Origin of the sequence: Mycobacterium sp. AT1, from assembly GCF_002043095.1 — a bacterium.
In the GTDB taxonomy this organism is placed as follows: domain Bacteria; phylum Actinomycetota; class Actinomycetes; order Mycobacteriales; family Mycobacteriaceae; genus Mycobacterium.
Genome location: NZ_MVOC01000010.1, coordinates 175,452 through 191,467, shown reverse-complemented (window position 1 = coordinate 191,467; position 16,016 = coordinate 175,452). Strand labels below are relative to the sequence as shown.

Annotated in this window: 17 protein-coding genes; 15 read left to right on the top strand and 2 right to left on the bottom strand. The window is 67.5% G+C overall.

What is annotated here, in order from left to right; all coding sequences use genetic code 11:
• The first annotated feature begins 8 nt into the window (after positions 1 to 8).
• Positions 9 to 1,274 (top strand): DUF222 domain-containing protein, encoded by a 1,266-nt coding sequence (locus B1790_RS06255; RefSeq protein ID WP_369832295.1) that lies wholly within the window; start codon positions 9 to 11, stop codon positions 1,272 to 1,274.
• On the opposite strand, the gene B1790_RS06250 is transcribed toward B1790_RS06255, so the two are convergent.
• Entirely contained in the window at positions 1,271 to 1,741 is a 471-nt protein-coding gene (locus B1790_RS06250; RefSeq protein ID WP_079922359.1) for a hypothetical protein, read from the bottom strand. The two genes, B1790_RS06255 and B1790_RS06250, sit on opposite strands and share 4 nt — an antisense overlap.
• 24 nt (positions 1,742 to 1,765) lie before the next feature.
• Between B1790_RS06250 and hisN the strand changes: the two genes are divergently transcribed.
• The 5 genes from hisN to B1790_RS06230 all read left to right on the top strand — a co-directional run bounded on the left by hisN (position 1,766) and on the right by B1790_RS06230 (position 6,616).
• Positions 1,766 to 2,548: a histidinol-phosphatase gene (gene hisN / locus B1790_RS06245; protein WP_079922333.1), complete on the top strand. Its 783-nt coding sequence runs from the start codon at positions 1,766 to 1,768 to the stop codon at positions 2,546 to 2,548.
• A 74-nt stretch (positions 2,549 to 2,622) separates the two neighbouring features.
• Positions 2,623 to 2,772 (top strand): hypothetical protein, encoded by a 150-nt coding sequence (locus B1790_RS34610; RefSeq protein ID WP_158083773.1) that lies wholly within the window; start codon positions 2,623 to 2,625, stop codon positions 2,770 to 2,772.
• A gap of 103 nt (positions 2,773 to 2,875) precedes the next feature.
• Positions 2,876 to 4,285: an acyl-CoA dehydrogenase family protein gene (locus B1790_RS06240; protein WP_079922332.1), complete on the top strand. Its 1,410-nt coding sequence runs from the start codon at positions 2,876 to 2,878 to the stop codon at positions 4,283 to 4,285.
• 52 nt (positions 4,286 to 4,337) lie between these two features.
• Complete coding sequence (locus tag B1790_RS06235) at positions 4,338 to 5,546, top strand: acyl-CoA dehydrogenase family protein (protein WP_079922331.1); 1,209 nt, start codon at positions 4,338 to 4,340, stop codon at positions 5,544 to 5,546.
• 71 nt (positions 5,547 to 5,617) lie between these two features.
• Positions 5,618 to 6,616, top strand: a complete 999-nt coding sequence (locus B1790_RS06230; RefSeq protein WP_079922330.1) for an acryloyl-CoA reductase — start codon at positions 5,618 to 5,620, stop codon at positions 6,614 to 6,616.
• Between the two features lie 79 nt (positions 6,617 to 6,695).
• On the opposite strand, the gene B1790_RS06225 is transcribed toward B1790_RS06230, so the two are convergent.
• Positions 6,696 to 7,667: an esterase family protein gene (locus B1790_RS06225; protein ID WP_079922329.1), complete on the bottom strand. Its 972-nt coding sequence runs from the start codon at positions 7,665 to 7,667 to the stop codon at positions 6,696 to 6,698.
• Between the two features lie 328 nt (positions 7,668 to 7,995).
• On the opposite strand from B1790_RS06225, the gene B1790_RS06220 reads away from it, so the two are divergent.
• From B1790_RS06220 to B1790_RS06180, 9 genes are all read left to right on the top strand, one after another.
• Entirely contained in the window at positions 7,996 to 8,295 is a 300-nt protein-coding gene (locus tag B1790_RS06220; protein ID WP_369832291.1) for a nitroreductase/quinone reductase family protein, read from the top strand.
• 89 nt (positions 8,296 to 8,384) lie between these two features.
• Positions 8,385 to 9,500 (top strand): homogentisate 1,2-dioxygenase, encoded by a 1,116-nt coding sequence (locus B1790_RS06215; protein ID WP_079922328.1) that lies wholly within the window; start codon positions 8,385 to 8,387, stop codon positions 9,498 to 9,500.
• Positions 9,500 to 10,678 carry an alpha/beta fold hydrolase gene (locus B1790_RS06210; protein WP_079922327.1) on the top strand — a complete coding sequence of 393 codons (1,179 nt, stop codon included), beginning with the start codon at positions 9,500 to 9,502 and terminating at the stop codon, positions 10,676 to 10,678. The genes B1790_RS06215 and B1790_RS06210 overlap by 1 nt, the downstream gene beginning before the upstream one ends.
• Positions 10,675 to 11,883, top strand: a complete 1,209-nt coding sequence (locus tag B1790_RS06205; protein ID WP_079922326.1) for a CaiB/BaiF CoA-transferase family protein — start codon at positions 10,675 to 10,677, stop codon at positions 11,881 to 11,883. The genes B1790_RS06210 and B1790_RS06205 overlap by 4 nt, the downstream gene beginning before the upstream one ends.
• A complete protein-coding gene (locus B1790_RS06200; protein ID WP_079922325.1) occupies positions 11,880 to 12,803 on the top strand; it encodes a hydroxymethylglutaryl-CoA lyase in 924 nt (307 codons plus the stop codon). The genes B1790_RS06205 and B1790_RS06200 overlap by 4 nt, the downstream gene beginning before the upstream one ends.
• Entirely contained in the window at positions 12,800 to 13,420 is a 621-nt protein-coding gene (locus B1790_RS06195) for a TetR/AcrR family transcriptional regulator (protein WP_079922324.1), read from the top strand. The genes B1790_RS06200 and B1790_RS06195 overlap by 4 nt, the downstream gene beginning before the upstream one ends.
• 27 nt (positions 13,421 to 13,447) lie before the next feature.
• Positions 13,448 to 14,713, top strand: a complete 1,266-nt coding sequence (locus B1790_RS06190) for an acyl-CoA dehydrogenase family protein (protein WP_079922357.1) — start codon at positions 13,448 to 13,450, stop codon at positions 14,711 to 14,713.
• The gene (locus B1790_RS06185; protein ID WP_369832290.1) at positions 14,710 to 15,690 is read left to right on the top strand and encodes a phosphotransferase family protein; all 981 of its coding nucleotides are present in this window, start codon (positions 14,710 to 14,712) and stop codon (positions 15,688 to 15,690) included. Before B1790_RS06190 ends, B1790_RS06185 begins: the two co-directional genes overlap by 4 nt.
• Positions 15,687 to 16,010, top strand: a complete 324-nt coding sequence (locus tag B1790_RS06180) for a DUF6285 domain-containing protein (protein WP_079922322.1) — start codon at positions 15,687 to 15,689, stop codon at positions 16,008 to 16,010. The genes B1790_RS06185 and B1790_RS06180 overlap by 4 nt, the downstream gene beginning before the upstream one ends.
• Positions 16,011 to 16,016 lie beyond the last annotated feature (6 nt).

Sequence of the window (16,016 nt, the reverse complement as noted above, 5' to 3'; positions counted from 1 at the left end):
TCGAACACGTGTTCGACACGATGGATGAGGCGGCGCTGATCGACCGCATCGCCGTGCTCGAACGCGCCAAATCGACCGCCGCCGCCGAACAAGCCGTCCTGACCGCCCAACTCGACACCACCCGCCGGGCCCGCGAAGCCGCCGCCGGCGTCCCCACCGCCAAACGCGGCAAGGGATTGGGCAGCGAAATCGCCCTGGCCCGCCGCGACTCCCCCAACCGCGGCGGACGCCACCTCGGCTTCGCCCGCGCCCTGGTCAACGAAATGCCCCACACCCTGGCCGCACTGCAGGCCGGGTTGCTCTCCGAATGGCGCGCCACCCTCATCGTCCGCGAATCAGCCTGCCTCGACCTGGCTGACCGCAAGCGGTTGGACGCCCGGATGTGCGCCCACCCGGCCAGCCTGGACGGCAAGGGCGACAAACGCATCGAAGCCGACGCCAAGGCCATCGCCTACGAACTCGACCCCCACGCCGTCGTCGACCGCACCGCCCGCGCCGAAACCGAACGCTCGGTATGGGTCCGCCCCGCCCCCGACAACATGACCTACGTGACCGCCCTGCTGCCCATGCCCCAAGGAGTGTCGGTCTACGCCGCCCTACGACGAGAAGCCGACACCTGCGGCGACGGCCGCCCCCGCAACCACGTCATGGCCGACACCCTGGTCGAACGCATCACCGGCCGCCCCGCCGACATCCCAGTACCCGTCGCCGTCGACCTCGTCATCACCGACGACACCCTCCTCGGCGGAGACCAGGCCGCGGCCCGGGTCCCCGGCTACGGACCCATCCCGGCCACGGTGGCCCGGCGGTTGGTCAACCGCGCCGCACATGACGCCCGGTCACGGGCGACCCTGCGGCGGCTATACCGCCACCCCCGCAGCGGGGCGTTGGTGGCGATGGAGTCCAAGGCCCGAATCTTCCCCAAGGGGTTGGCGAAGTTCCTCGACCTGCGCGACGACACCTGCCGCACCCCGTACTGCGACGCCCCGATCCGCCATCACGACCACGCTCGCCCCCACCGCCGCGACGGACCGACCAGCGCGCTCAACGGGCTCGGCGAGTGTGCGCACTGCAACTACACCAAGGAGGCACCGGGCTGGTCGGTGACCACCACCAGTGACGAAACCGGTTGTCACACCGCCGAATTCACCACGCCCACCGGCGCCAGACACAGGTCGGTGGCGCCGCGAATGCCCGGGCGGCAGACGACGTTGGCGTTGCACAGCGCCCTCGACGTCCGCCTGGCCCTGGCGCTCTCCGAGCATGTCGCCTAGCGCAGCTCGGTCGGCCCACTGGGCGCGGGAGGCGGCCACGGCTCGTGGGGCGGCTCGGGCGGCGGGGTCGCGACGATTCCCCACTTGTCGGGATTCTTCGCCGAGTAGACGACGGGCATCAGTTGGCCCATGCTCGGCGCCGTGCCGACGGCCATCTGCATGCGCGCGTAGACCTCGTGCTCGCGCACCGTCGGGCCGTTGATCACGCCGGTGATCGTCACGAATTGCGAACCGTCGGACTCCGCACCCGCGCTCACCCCGGTGACGAGAAGGGTTCCGGATGTGTTCTGTCCGCTGCCACCGGGACCCCGACGCCCGCCGAAGTTGGCCATGCCCCCAGGTCCGCCTGGTGCGCCAGGGCCGTCAGGTCCGCCGGGACCCCCCTGGCCGCGCCTTCCCATGATGCGCGGTCCTATCAACAGCGCGATCCCACCGATGACGAGCAAGAGCACGAAGATTTCAAACACGACTCCCATGGTAGGACTGCACCCATGAGAACAGTCTCAGATGACCTCGGCCTCGCACTTCAAATGGCCGACGAGGCCGACGTCTTGACCCTCGACCGGTTCGGCGCGCTGGACCTTCACGTCGAGACGAAACCCGATCTGACCCCGGTCACCGACGCCGACAAGTCCGCCGAGGAGTTGCTTCGTGGCCTCCTCGTCGCGAATCGCCCCGACGACGCCGTGGTCGGCGAAGAATTCGGCGGCACTGCGGTTTTCGAGGGCAGGCAATGGGTGCTCGATCCGATTGACGGCACCAAGAACTTCGTCCGCGGCGTGCCGGTGTGGTCGACGCTCATCGCCCTGCTGCAGGACGGCGTTCCCACGGTCGGCGTGGTGAGTGCCCCGGCCTTGGCTCGACGGTGGTGGGCCAGTTCGGGTGATGGCGCGTTCACGTCGTTCAACGGCGTCACCCGTCGCATCTCGGTGTCGGGCGTGTCCGAGCTCGATTCGGCCAGCCTGTCGTACTCCGACCTGACCACGGGCTGGGAGGACCGTCGCCCGCAGTTCGTCGAGCTCACCGACGCCGTGTGGCGCGTCCGCGGGTACGGCGACTTCTGGTCGTACTGCCTGTTGGCGGAGGGGGCGGTCGACGTCGTCACCGAACCCGAAGTCAAGCTCTGGGACCTCGCGCCCCTCGACATCGTCGTCCGCGAGGCCGGCGGCCGGTTCACCAGCATCGACGGCGCCCCTGGCCCGCACGGGGGAAGCGCGATCGCCACGAACGGACTCCTGCACGACGAGGTGCTGCGCAGGCTCACCAGCCGGTAGTCGGGTGCAGGCGGGCCCCAGATGTAGGGGAATCCCTGATTCAGTCCACCGCCAGCTTCCCTAGCGTCGTCGGGATGAAGAAGTCGACCCTCCTCGCTGCCGCTGCCCTCACTGGATTGGGCGCCGCTCTCGTCGCTCCGACCGCCGTGGCGGACCCTAGGATCAGCGTGCCGTTCCATCCCGTGTCGGTGCCCGTCGAACCCCCGGCGAGCGGCCCCCGTTAGGCGCGCCTGACCATCTGGTGACGTTGATAACACCTTCGCTTTATCTTACTCAATAGTAAGATACGGTCATGGCGTACTGCCCCAACGATTCGAGGCTGTCGATATGACCAACACCCTGCCGTCCCCGAGCGGCACCAACGAACGCCCGAAGCGCACCGGCCGCGAAAGCGCAGTCGGCCTTCGGCGGCACAAGCGGACGGCGACCGACATCGGACTCGCCCTCATCACTCCCCTGCTCGGCCAAGAGTTCCTGGACCGCCGCGGCCTGCGGGATCCGCTCAACCGCGGTCTTCGCAACGGCGTCCAGACCGTCTTCTCCGCGATCGGCACCTCGACGCGTCAGTTCAACCGGGTGTCGAGGATCGGCAAGCCCGCCACCCGGCTAAAGCCAAGCGGCGCAGACTATTTCGATCTGACGCCCGACGACGAGCAGAAGATGATCGTCGAGACGATCAGCGAGTTCGCCGAGGAGATCCTGCGGCCAGCGGCTCACGACGCCGACGCCGCGGCGACCTATCCCCCGGAGCTGATCGCCAAGGCCGCCGAACTCGGCATCACCGCCGTCAACGTCCCCGAGGACTTCGACGGCATCGCCGCGCAGCGCACGACGGTCACCAACGCACTGGTGGCCGAGGCCCTCGCCTACGGTGACATGGGCCTCGCCCTTCCGATCCTCGCGCCGGGCGGCGTTGCCTCGGCGCTGACCCACTGGGGCAGCGCCAGCCAGCAGGCCACCTACCTTCCCGAGTTCGCAGGCGAGACCGTGCCGCAGGCCTGTGTCGCGATCGCCGAGCCCCACGCGTTGTTCGATCCGACGTCGCTGAAGACCGTCGCCACCCGCACGCCAGGCGGCTACCGGTTGACCGGCGTCAAGTCGCTGGTGCCTGCCGCCGCCGACGCCGAGCTGTTCGTCGTCGCCGCCCAGCTGAATGGCAAGGCGACCCTTTTCATCGTCGAGGCCGGCTCGGAGGGACTCTCCGTCAAGGCCGACCCGAGCATGGGAATCCGTGGCGCCGCCCTGGGTCAGGTCCGGCTCGACAACGTCGCGGTGCCGCTGCACAACCGGCTCGGCGAGGACGAGACGAGCGAGGCCGACCATGCCCACAACTACTCGGAAGCCATTGCCCTGTCCCGATTGGGTTGGGCTGCAATGGCAGTCGGCACGTCGCATGCCGTGCTCGACTACGTCATCCCCTACGTGAAGGAGCGGGAGGCGTTCGGCGAGCCCATCGCACGCAGGCAGTCGGTCGCGTTCATGTGCGCCAACATCGCCATCGAACTGGACGGACTGCGCCTCATCACCTGGCGCGGCGCCGCGCGCGCCGAACAAGGCCTGTCGTTCGCGAGGGAAGCCGCGCTGGCCAAGAAGTTCGGCACCGACAAGGCCATGCAGATCGGCCTTGACGGCGTGCAGCTGCTCGGCGGACACGGCTTCACCAAGGAACACCCCGTCGAACGCTGGTACCGCGATCTGCGTGCACTCGGCGTGGCCGAGGGTGTCGTAGTTCTTTAAACGCAGTAGTTCTTTAGTCCCCGACTTCTCGACACTAACCGAAAGTCTTGTCATGGCAATCAATCTCGAAATGCCCAAGAAGCTCCAGGCCGTCATCGACACGAGCCACGGAGCCGCCGCCGAAATGCTCCGGCCGATCTCGCGCAAGTACGACCTCGCCGAGCACGCCTACCCCGTCGAGTTGGACACGCTGGCCGAACTGTTCGAAGGCATGACGGCGGCCAACACCATCTCCTTCGCAGGGGCCGAAGCGTTCCGCGACGGCGCCGACTCGAAGGTCAACGTCAACGGCGCCAACATGTCCGCGTTGGTCAACGCGCTCGAGATCAGCTGGGGCGACGTCGCCCTGCTCCTGTCGGTGCCGTTCCAGGGGCTCGGCAACGCCGCACTCTCCGGTGTCGCGACCGACGAGCAGCTGACGCGCCTCGGCAAGATCTGGGCGGCGATGGCCATCACCGAGCCGAGCTTCGGCTCCGACTCGGCCGCGGTGTCGACCACGGCCAAGCTCGACGGCGACGAGTACGTCATCAACGGCGAGAAGATCTACGTCACCGCAGGAGCCCGGGCCAGCCACATCGTGGTCTGGGCGACGCTGGACAAGTCCAAGGGCCGCGCGGCGATCAAGTCGTTCATCGTGCCGCGCGACCATCCCGGCGTCACCGTTGAGCGGCTCGAGCACAAGCTCGGCATCAAGGCGTCCGACACGGCCGCCATCCGCTTCGACAACGCGCGGATTCCGAAGGACAACCTGTTGGGCAGTCCGGAGATCAACGTCGACAAGGGCTTTGCCGGCGTCATGGAGACCTTCGACAACACCCGGCCCATCGTTGCCGCGATGGCCGTCGGCGTCGCCCGCGCGGCACTGGAGGAACTGCGCACCATCCTCACCGACGCAGGCGTCGAGATCTCCTATGACAAGCCGGCGCATGCCCAGAGTGCGCCAGCCGCGGAGTTCCTGCGGCTGGAAGCCGACTGGGAAGCCGGGTACCTGCTGACGGTCCGGTCCGCCTGGCAGGCCGACAACAAGATCCCCAACTCCAAGGAAGCCTCGATGGGCAAGGCGAAGGCCGCCCGGGTGGGCAGCGACGTCACCCTCAAGGCCGTCGAATTGGCCGGGACGACCGGCTATTCCGAGAGCACGCTGCTCGAGAAATGGGCGCGCGATTCGAAGATCCTCGACATCTTCGAAGGCACCCAGCAGATCCAGCAGCTGGTCGTCGCACGCCGATTGCTTGGGTTGTCCTCGGCAGAGCTGAAGTAGCCGAACCGCCGCGGAGTCATTCCCCGGTCGCTGCGCTCCTGCCCGCCGGCAGGCACGATAACGTCGTCCGCATGGATGACTTTCAGGCCCTTGTCGCGCGGCAACACGACGATCGCATAGACGCTGCGGTCGAGACGCTGACCGAAGCGGATCTGCCACCCGGCGAGGTGACGATCCGCGTCGCGTACTCGAGCGTCAACTTCAAGGATGCGTTGGCACTCACCCCCAAGGGTGGCGTGGCGCGGGACTACCCGCTGGTGCCGGGTATCGACCTGACCGGCGAGGTGGTGGCGTCGTCGTCCGACGAGTTCGGGGTCGGCGACGCCGTCCTGGCCCACGGCTACGACATCGGCACCGGCCGCCACGGCGGCTACGCCGAATACGCGCGAGTGCCCGCCGACCAGGTCGTGAGCCTTGGGTCACTGACCCCCTACGAGGGGGCCGCGATCGGCACCGCGGGTTTCACCGCCGCCATGAGCGTGCAGGCACTGATCGCCAGGGGCATCCAACCCGAGGACGGCCCCATCGTCGTCACGGGCGCCACCGGCGGCGTCGGATCGGTGAGCGTCGACCTGTTGTCGGCCGCGGGCTACCAGACGGTCGCGTCGACCGGCAAGAAGGACGCCGAGGAGCGGCTGAAGGCGCTTGGCGCGGCCGAGGTGATTCCGCGACTGCCTGCCGACCCCGACGCCAAGCCGCGGGCACTTGGCAAGACGCGCTGGGCGGGTGCGGTGGACTGCGTCGGCGGGGCCACCCTGGCCGACGTGCTGAGCACCATGTCCTACGGCGGCGCGGTGGCGGCCAGCGGCCTCACCGGCGGGCCGGCGCTGAACACGACGGTGATGCCGTTCATCCTGCGAGGTGTCGCCCTACTGGGCATGGACTCGGTGATGATGCGGATCGGGCCGCGCCGCGAATTGTGGGCTCTGCTCGGCGGTTCGTTGAAGCCGCAACGCCTGTCACAGATCACCCATGACGTGGACGTCAAGGACGTCGTCGACGTGATCGACCAGGTGCGCGCCGGTGCGTTCTCGGGTCGCGCGGTCGTGAAGGTGGCGGGCGGGTTCTAAAGCCACCACTCCGAGCAGCAGAATGGCGGGGGGGTCCTAGCCCCGCCCGCCATTCTTCACACTCGAACCAGCATCAGCCTCAGAGCAGGTGGCTGATCAGGTCGGGCTTCATCTGCTGCAGCTGCGCGCCCCAGTACGGCCAGTCGTGCGTGCCGGTGTCCGGGAAGTTGAAGACGCCGTTCTTGCCGCCCGCTGCGATGTAGTTGTCCTGGAACGTGCGGTTGGTGCGGATGGTCAGGCCCTCGAGGAACTTGGCGGGCAGGTTGTTGCCGCCGAGCTCGCTGGGGGTGCCGTTGCCGCAGTAGACCCAGATGCGCGTTCCGTTGGCGACGATGGTCGGGATCTGCACCATCGCGTCGTTGTACTGCCATGCCGGATCGGTCTCGGCCGGGCCCCACATGTCGTTGGCCTTGTAGCCGCCTGCGTCACCCATGGAGAGGTTGATCAGGCCGGGCCACTGGCCCTCGGACGGGTTCAGGAAGCCCGACATCGAGCCGGCGTAGGAGAACTGTCCGGGGTGGTGCGCCGACAGGACGAGCGCGGCGCCACCGGCCATCGACAGACCGACCGCGGCGTTGCCCGTCGACTTCACGCTGTTGTTGGCCGCCAGGTAGGAGGGCAGCTCCTGGGTCAGGAACGTCTCCCAGTTGTAGGTCAGGCAACCGGTCTTGCCACATGCGGGCTTGTACCAGTTGGAGTAGAAGCTCGACTGCCCGCCGACGGGCATGACGAGCGACAGGCCGGAGTCGAGGTACCACTCGAACGCCTGGGTGTTGATGTCCCAGCCGTTGAAGTCGTCCTGCGCGCGCAGACCGTCGAGGAGGTAGACCGCGGGAGAGTTGGGGCCACCGCTCTGGAACTGGACCTTGATGTCGCGTCCCATCGAAGGCGAGGGGACCATCAGGTACTCGACCGGGAGGCCGGGACGTGAGAACGCCCCTGCGGTCGCGCTGCCACCTACCGCGCCGATCATGCCTGGCAGCAGAAGCACCGCCATGGTCGCCATGAGTAGTCGGCGCGTCCAGCGCCCGAGAACACCGTCAAACAACATCTACGAATCCATCCAGTTCCTGTTACGGGTAAACCGACGACGTGTGCGATGCGAAATCGCCCTAGCGGCGACGGGATCGCCGCCTGCCGCGCCCGCGCAGCCGTAGCAGGCGGACCTGAGTATTAACTTGTCGGTACGAAGTAAAACATGATGCGACGACCACCAGCCACTCTGGCAGACGTCCGTTGAATGACGTGTCCGTCAACGGCTGGGCATTTCAGAGCCCTAAACTGCTGGTCGCGGCAAGTTCCCGCGGCGCTGCCGGCAACGGGCTCCGGGAGGCCGCCGCGCAGCGCAACCGGCCCCCAGACGACGTTCGTGGTGTGGAATGACCAGCATGTCCGGTGCGAAGGTGACCAACTTCTTTCAGAAGCGGGTGGCCAACCCGTTGATGCGGCGCAACCCGCTGCAGACGCTGCTCGAGACCACCGGCCGCACGTCCGGTCAACCCCGCCGGACACCCCTGGGCGGCAAACTGGTCGGGCAGCAATTCTGGTTCGTCTCCGAATTTGGCGACAAGTCCCACTACGTGCGCAACATCCAAGCGGACCCCCACGTCAGGGTGCGGCTGCGGGGCACGTGGCGCTCCGGCACCAATCTCCTGACGGTGCGGGTCGACCTCGACTGACCACGACCGAGCGACGGGGTCTTGTCGGTCACCGGAAATAAAAGTAACGTCAGTTTCATTTCGCTGGTCCCACGTCATCGGAGACAGTCATGGAATCGTTCGTTCACCTGCGCAAGGGCAAGACCCCGCGACGCCTGCACGCCGACCTCGACGGCCTCAAGGACGACGAGTTGGGCCGCGGCGGATTCACCGGACGCACCGCCAACCTCTACCGTCGCGACGATCCCACCGCGTACCGGTCGGTCGGGCCCCTGCGCCCAGTCGACGTGCTGTCCGCCGAACTGAAGCCCACCGACGCCACCGACAGCGCTGGCAGCCCGCTGCTGATGTTCTCCAACCCCGACTGCCTCGTGCTGCTGTCGCGGCGCGCCAAGCCCATGCCCCACTTCGTGCGGTACGTCGACGGTGATCTGCTGTTCTTCGTCCATGACGGGTCCGGGCTGCTCGAGACTGAGTTCGGCCCGCTGCGCTATCGAGTCGGCGACTGGGTCTACCTGCCAAAGGCGTGCACGTGGCGTCAGGTGCCGGACTCACAAACCACACTGCTGATGATCCAGGCCACCGACGAGTTCCGGGTGCCACCTGCCGGGCAGCTGGGCAGGCACTTCCCCTTCGACCCGTCGCAGATCGAAATCCCAGAACCCGCCCCCATCGCCACCGGCGAGGGCCCGCAGCACGACGGGGAGTACGAGGTCCGGCTGGTGCACTCCGAGATGGCCGGCGTCGGGTCGACGTCCCTGTTCTACCAACACCACCCGCTCGACGTCGAAGGGTGGCGCGGCGACAACTTCCCGTTCACCTTCAACATCGCCGACTACAACGTCGTGACGTCCGACAGCGTGCACCTGCCGCCAACGGTGCACCTGTTCATGCAGGCCACCGGCGTCTACGTGATGAACTTCCTGCCCAAGCCCGCCGAGGGCGTGCCAGGCACCGAACGCACCCCGTGGTACCACCGCAACGTCGACTTCGACGAGATCGCGTTCTTCCATAGCGGGTCGCTCTACGGCATCCCGATGCCACCGGGGCTCATTTCCCATGCGCCACAGGGGGTTCACCACGGCGCGCCCGAGAAGGCCCGCGAGCGGGCTCGTCGCAAGTTCGACGAGTACAACCGGGTGGACTGGTCGGTCATCTCGATCGACACCAGGCGCCGGCTGGTGCCGTCGGCCGAGGTTCTGGCCGGCGACCTCGGGCAGCACTGATGAGCGCTCCGACGAAGTACGACTACCAACGCATCCCCTATCTCGTCGCCTACCAGAACACCTCTGGCGTGCGCGACGTGTACGGCGGCGTCGCCGAGCTCGTCGTGCTGGAGAGCTACCTTCTGAAGCCGAACCAACCGAGCGACACGGTCCTGGTGTTCATGCACCCCATCGGCGGCGGCGCCTACCTCCCAATGATCAACGGCCTGGCCCGCGCCGGGCATCACGTCATCTACTGCAACAGCCGTTTCCGCGGCACCGACTCGGCGCTGCTGATGGAGAAGGTCGTCGAGGATCTCGGAGAGTGCATCAAGGACGCCAAGAACCGTCTCGGTTACGCCAAGGTGGTGCTGGCCGGCTGGAGCGGCGGCGGCTCCCTGTCGGTGTTCTACCAACAGCAGGCACAGCACCCGACCGTCACGGCCAGCCCGTCCGGCGACGGGCCCGACTTGACCACGCTGGGATTGATCCCGTGCGACGGCATCATGCTGCTGGCGGCTCACGTCAGCCGACATGGCACCTTGACCGAGTGGCTGGACGCGTCGATCCTCGACGAATCGGATCCGACCCGCCGTGATCGCGAGCTGGACCTGTACGACCCCGAGAACCCCAACCAGCCGCCGTACACAGCCGAGTTCCTCGACCGCTACCGGTCTGCGCAGGTGGCCCGCAACCGCCGAATCACCAAGTGGGTCAAGGAGAAATTGGCCAAGCTCTCCGACGAGGGACGTCCCGAGGACGAGTTTGCGTTCGTCGTGCACGGCACCATGGCCGACCCGCGCTGGCTGGACCCGATGGTGGATCCGAACGATCGCGCCCCCGGCACCTGCTACCTAGGCGATCCTGCAGTGGTGAACAACTCGCCCGTCGGGCTGGCCCGATTCTGCACTTTGCGCAGCTGGCTCTCCCAATGGAGTTACGACGACGCCAACGGTGACGCCCTTACCTGCGGGCCCGACATCGCCGTCCCCACCCTGGTGATCGGCAATCTCGCCGACGACGCGTGCACCCCGAGCCACACGCGCAGACTGTTCGAGGCGATCGGTCACCCCGACAAGGAGATGCACGAGATCGCAGGCGCCAACCACTACTACGCGGGCCCCGACCAGCGCGGCACCCTGCGGGAGGCAGTCGGCGTGGTAACGAATTGGCTTCGTCGACACGGGTTTTCGGCATGACCGCCGTTACCGGACCACTCGACGGCATCAGGGTGATCGAAGTCGGCACGTTGATCTCCGGGCCATTCGCCGGACGCCTGCTGGGTGACATGGGGGCCGACGTCGTCAAGATCGAGCCGCCCGGCTCTCCCGATCCCCTGCGCACCTGGGGCCAGGCCGAAGTCGACGGCCACCACTTCTTCTGGACGATTCACGCCCGCAACAAGAAGGCCGTCACCCTCAACCTGAGGGAGCCCAAGGGTCGCGAACTCTTCCTTGACCTCGTCGAGAAGTCCGACGTCATCGTGGAGAACTTCCGGCCCGGCACGCTGGAGAAGTGGAATCTCGGCTACGACGTTCTGCGCGAACGCAATCGGGGCATCATCCTCGTCCGCGTCTCCGGGTACGGGCAGACCGGACCCGATTCGCACAAGGCCGGCTACGCCTCGGTGGCCGAGGCCGCCAGCGGGCTGCGACACATGAACGGCTTCCCCGGTGGCCCTCCCCCACGACTGGCACTGTCCCTCGGCGACACTCTCGCAGGCATGTTCGCCGCCCAAGGCGCCCTGGCCGCGCTGTACCGCCGAACCGTGACCGGTGAGGGCCAGGTCGTCGACGCCGCCCTGACCGAAGCGTGTCTTGCGGTGCAGGAGTCCACCATCCCTGACTACGACGTCGGCGGCGTAGTGCGTGGACCGTCGGGCACCCGACTCGAGGGCATCGCACCGTCGAACATCTACCCGACCGCCGACGGCAGTTGGGTGGTCATCGCGGCCAACCAGGACACCGTCTTCCGACGACTCTGCGGTGCCATGGGCCAACCCGGACTAGCCACCGACGAGCGCTTCGCCGACCACGTCAGCCGCGGCCGCAACCAGGACGCGATCGACGGCATCATCGCCGCGTGGGCCGGCGAACGGCAACCCGCCGAGATCATCGCCACGCTGAGTGAGGCCGGGGTGATCAGCGGACCCATCAACACCGTCGCCGAGGTCGTCACCGACCCACAGTTGGTGTCCAGGGGCATGATTGCCGACCACTGGGACGAGCGGATAGAACGCAACGTCAAGGGACCGGGCGTGGTGCCCGTGCTGTCCGAGACACCGGGAACCATCCGCAGCGGGGGCTCGCTCACGCCAGGGCAGCACAACGACGAGGTGTACGGAGAGTTGTTGGGCCGGTCGGCCGACGAACTCGCCGCGTTGCGGGCGGAGGGAATCCTGTGAGCCTTCCCGAGCACGTCATTATCCGTGAGGTCTGCCTGCGCGACGGCCTGCAGATCGAAGCACCGATTCCGTTGGCCGCCAAGCTCGCACTGCTCGAGGCCGTCGTCGCCACGGGGATACGCGAGGTCGAGGCGACCGCGTTCGTGTCGCCGTCGAAGGTGCCTGCCCTCGCCGACGCCGAGGCCCTCGCCGCGGAGCTTCCGCGCTTCCGCGCCACGCACGGGGTCGAGTTCTCGGCCCTGGTCGCCGGGCCGGGCGGTGCGAATCGGGCCGTCGCAGCCGGGATGGACTCGATCGAGTACGTCGTGTCGGCGTCCGACGCGCACAGCCGTGCCAACGTGGGACGGTCGACGGCCGAGTCCACCGACCTGATCGCCGACATCGCCCGCACTGCGCACGAGGGCGGCGCCACGATCGAGGTCATCGTCGCCACGGCGTGGGACTGCCCATTCGACGGGCCGACCGACCCCGCGCGAGTGGTCGACATCGCCACCGCCGCCGTCGAAATCGGCGCCGACCGCATCGCCATCGCCGACACGATCGGCACCACGACGCCGCGGCGGGTGACCACCCTCGTCGAACTCCTCCGCCCCGTCGTCGGCGACCTGCCCTTCGGTGCCCACTTCCACAACACCCGCGGCGCGGGGCTGGCCAGCGCCTACGCCGCCGTCACCGCAGGCATCCGCCGGCTCGACTCGTCGGCAGGCGGACTCGGCGGCTGCCCGTTCGCGCCAGGCGCAACGGGCAACATCGCAACCGAGGACCTCGTCTATCTGTTGCGCGACAGCGGCATTGGTACCGACGTCGACCTGCAGGCCGCAATACGAGCCGCGGACGTTGCACGAGGCGTCGTCGGCCACGACCTGCCCAGCGCGTTGTTGCGTGCCGGCGATCGCGTCCTGGGCCGAGTGCGGCCATGACATCCCCCGAGTCGCTCACCGCCAAGGGGCTCCAGACCCGTGAGGCCATCATGCTCGCGGCGCGGAAGTTGTTTGCCGAACGCGGCTTTCACGGTACGACGCTGACCGACATCACCTCGGCGGCGGGCAAGTCCCCTGCCGCGTTCTATCGGTACTACTCCGACAAGGAGGATCTCCTCGCCGTCCTCGCCGAGTCGTTCCTCCGCGACGTGGTCGCCCCGCTGGGGTCCCACGTACACCTCCCAGCGTCGCCGCAGGACACCGACTTCTTCGTCTCCACCGTCACCGGATACTGGAACATGTTCAAGCAGAACATCGGCATCATGGTGGCCGTCGACCAACTCGCGGCGAACCAACCGCGGTTCGCCGCCGTGCAGAACGAGTTCCGCCGGTTCGGCATCGACATCGTGCGGTCATCTGTGCTTCACGCTCAGGACCAGGGGTACGGAGCGGACCTCGACCCCGAACACACCGCGCTGGCCATCTCACTTCTCTTCGAACGATTCACGTCGGTCTACCTTCGTGAGGAGACCGCGGCGTTGGGGGTGGCGCGCACCGACGAAGACGCGGTGCGCACCCTGTCGACGATTTGGAAGAAGACGCTCTACGGCATTTGACCGTTGCACCTCCAGAAGGGAATCACCGTGGATTTCGCTCTGCCCGAACATCTTCCCGGCTTGCTCGCCGAGATGGACGCCTTCGTCGACGCCGAGATCAAACCACTGCAAGACGAACACATGCAGTACTTCGACCATCGCCGGGAGTACGCCAGGACCGACTGGGAGAACGGCGGCGTTCCGCAGCGTGCCTGGGAGGACCTCCTCGACGAGATGCGGCGTCGGGCCGACGCGGCGGGTTGGCTGCGCTACGGACTGCCGTCTAAGTTCGGCGGCCGCGACGGGACCAACCTCGACATGGCCATCATCCGAGAGCACTTGGCGCACAAGGGCCTCGGTCTGCACAACGACCTGCAGGACGAGTCGTCGATCGTCGGCAACTTCCCGCAGGTCATCATGATGGACCGCTTCGGCACCGACGAGCAGAAGGAGGAGTGGGGCGAGGCCCTCCTCACCGGTGAGCGCTCGATGGCGTTCGGACTCTCCGAACCGGATCACGGCTCCGACGCCACCTGGCTGGAGACGACCGCCGTCGCTGACGCAGACGGCTGGGTGATCAACGGCACCAAGCGGTGGAACACCGGTGTGCACCGCGCCACCCATGACCTCGTCTTCGCCAGGACGTCGGGCCAGGCCGGGTCCGCGACCGGTATCACCGCGTTTCTGGTGCCGTGCGATTCACCGGGTTTCAGCGTGCCCTTCTACTGGTGGACGTTCAACATGCCGACCGATCACGGTGAGGTCGAGTTGAAGGACGTCCGGGTGCCGTCCACTGCCGTACTCGGTGAGGTCGACCATGGCCTGGAGGTGGGCCAGACCTTCCTGCACGAGAACAGGATTCGACAGGCGGCGAGCAGCCTCGGCGCAGCGCAGTACTGCATCGACCGGGCCGCGCGGTACGCCTCCGAGCGCGTCGTCTTCGGCAAGCCGTTGTCGGTGAACCAGGCCGTCCAGTGGCCGCTCGTCGAATTGCAGACCGAGGCACAGATGGTTCGGCTGCTCGTCTACTACGCCGCCTGGCATCTCGACCGCCCCGACCCATCTGCTCCTCACGTGCGCGGCAACCACATGGAGGTGTCGGACAAGGTGTCGATGGCCAACTACCGCGCCAACCGCCTGGTGTGCGAGGCCGCCGACCGGGCGATGCAGGTCCACGGCGGCCTCGGATACAGCCGTCACGAGCCGTTTGAACACATCTACCGGCACCATCGCCGATACCGGATCACCGAAGGCGCGGAAGAGATCCAGATCCGGCGAGTGGCGCAACGGATGTTCAAGTTCGGCCGATCGTGAACCCCGACGAGCTCGCGCCCGCATTGGCCGCGGTACTTCAGCCCTCGTTGGGCGCCGTGACCGTATCCGACCTACGGGTGCTCACCGGCGGCGCCAGCCGGGCCACCTGGGCGTTCACGGCGGTCGACAGCGTCGGCTCACGGGATCTCATCCTGCGCATCGGTCCGCCCGACGAGATTCATGCCGGGATGGAGTTGGAGGCAGCCGCCTTGACCCGTGCGGCCGCGATGGGCGCCCCGGTGCCCAACGTCCTCATCGCGCAGGATTCGTCTGCGGCACTGGGCAACCCGTTCCTGGTGTGCGACTTCGTCGACGGCGAGACCATCGTGCGGCGCATCCACCGGGCGCTGGACGACGCGTCTCGGGCCGATCTGCTTGGCCAGTGCGCCACTGCGCTGGCGGCAATTCACCGCGCCGACCCGACGGGCATCGGACTCGAGGCGTCCGACCAGCTCGACGAGTGGCACGGTCAACTCGACCAAATGGCCGACACGACGGCCACGTTCGAGTGGGCGTTCCGGTGGCTGGCAGCCCACCGGCCCGACCCGTCGCCGAAGGTGTTGGTGCACGGCGACTTTCGGATGGGCAATCTGATCGTCGACGCCGCCGACCACGAGGCGCGGCTCGCCGCGGTACTCGACTGGGAACTCACCCACAGTGGCGAGGTGTACGAGGACCTGGCGTGGTTCTGCATCCGGGCATGGCGCTTCGGTGCGCCGCCGAGGCTTGGCGCCGGCGGTCTCGGCAGCGTCGAGGACTTCCTCATGGCCTACGAAGACGCCTCGGGCACCGCCGTCGACCGCTTGGCGATGCACTGGTGGCTGGTGCTGTCGACGCTGCGCTGGGGCGTGATCTGTCGTTACCAGGCCGAAAGACACCTGTCCGGGCAGACGCGATCGGTGGAGCTGGCCGCCATCGGCCGTCGGGTCTGCGAAACCGAATTCGATCTGCTGACGCTGATGGAGGCCGCATCGTGACCGACCTGCACGGCACTCCCACCGCCGCCGAACTGGTAGCGGCCGTCGCTGAATTCCTGGAGACCGACGTGTTGCAGGCGACGTCGGGCGCGGTCAACTTCCACACCCGCGTCGCCGCCAACGTGCTGCGCACTGTCGAGCGCGAGCTACTCGACCACTCCCCCACCCCTGACCTACTCGGCTTCGAGGACGAGCGCGCGCTGGCCGCGGCCATCCGCTCCGGGGATCTCGACGATCGCGCCGCCGAGGTGAGCGCGGCGTTGCGTGACCTCGTCACCCACCGCCTTGCCGTCTCGCATCCGGGCTACGACGCGCAGTGACCGCGC

Coding starts and splice junctions, on each gene's coding strand:
- hisN (WP_079922333.1), top strand. CDS start 1,766: ATGAGAACAGTCTCAGATGACCTCGGCCTCGCACTTCAAATGGCCGAC.
- B1790_RS34610 (WP_158083773.1), top strand. CDS start 2,623: ATGAAGAAGTCGACCCTCCTCGCTGCCGCTGCCCTCACTGGATTGGGC.
- B1790_RS06240 (WP_079922332.1), top strand. CDS start 2,876: ATGACCAACACCCTGCCGTCCCCGAGCGGCACCAACGAACGCCCGAAG.
- B1790_RS06235 (WP_079922331.1), top strand. CDS start 4,338: ATGGCAATCAATCTCGAAATGCCCAAGAAGCTCCAGGCCGTCATCGAC.
- B1790_RS06230 (WP_079922330.1), top strand. CDS start 5,618: ATGGATGACTTTCAGGCCCTTGTCGCGCGGCAACACGACGATCGCATA.
- B1790_RS06225 (WP_079922329.1), bottom strand. CDS start 7,667: ATGTTGTTTGACGGTGTTCTCGGGCGCTGGACGCGCCGACTACTCATG.
- B1790_RS06220 (WP_369832291.1), top strand. CDS start 7,996: ATGACCAGCATGTCCGGTGCGAAGGTGACCAACTTCTTTCAGAAGCGG.
- B1790_RS06215 (WP_079922328.1), top strand. CDS start 8,385: ATGGAATCGTTCGTTCACCTGCGCAAGGGCAAGACCCCGCGACGCCTG.
- B1790_RS06210 (WP_079922327.1), top strand. CDS start 9,500: ATGAGCGCTCCGACGAAGTACGACTACCAACGCATCCCCTATCTCGTC.
- B1790_RS06205 (WP_079922326.1), top strand. CDS start 10,675: ATGACCGCCGTTACCGGACCACTCGACGGCATCAGGGTGATCGAAGTC.
- B1790_RS06195 (WP_079922324.1), top strand. CDS start 12,800: ATGACATCCCCCGAGTCGCTCACCGCCAAGGGGCTCCAGACCCGTGAG.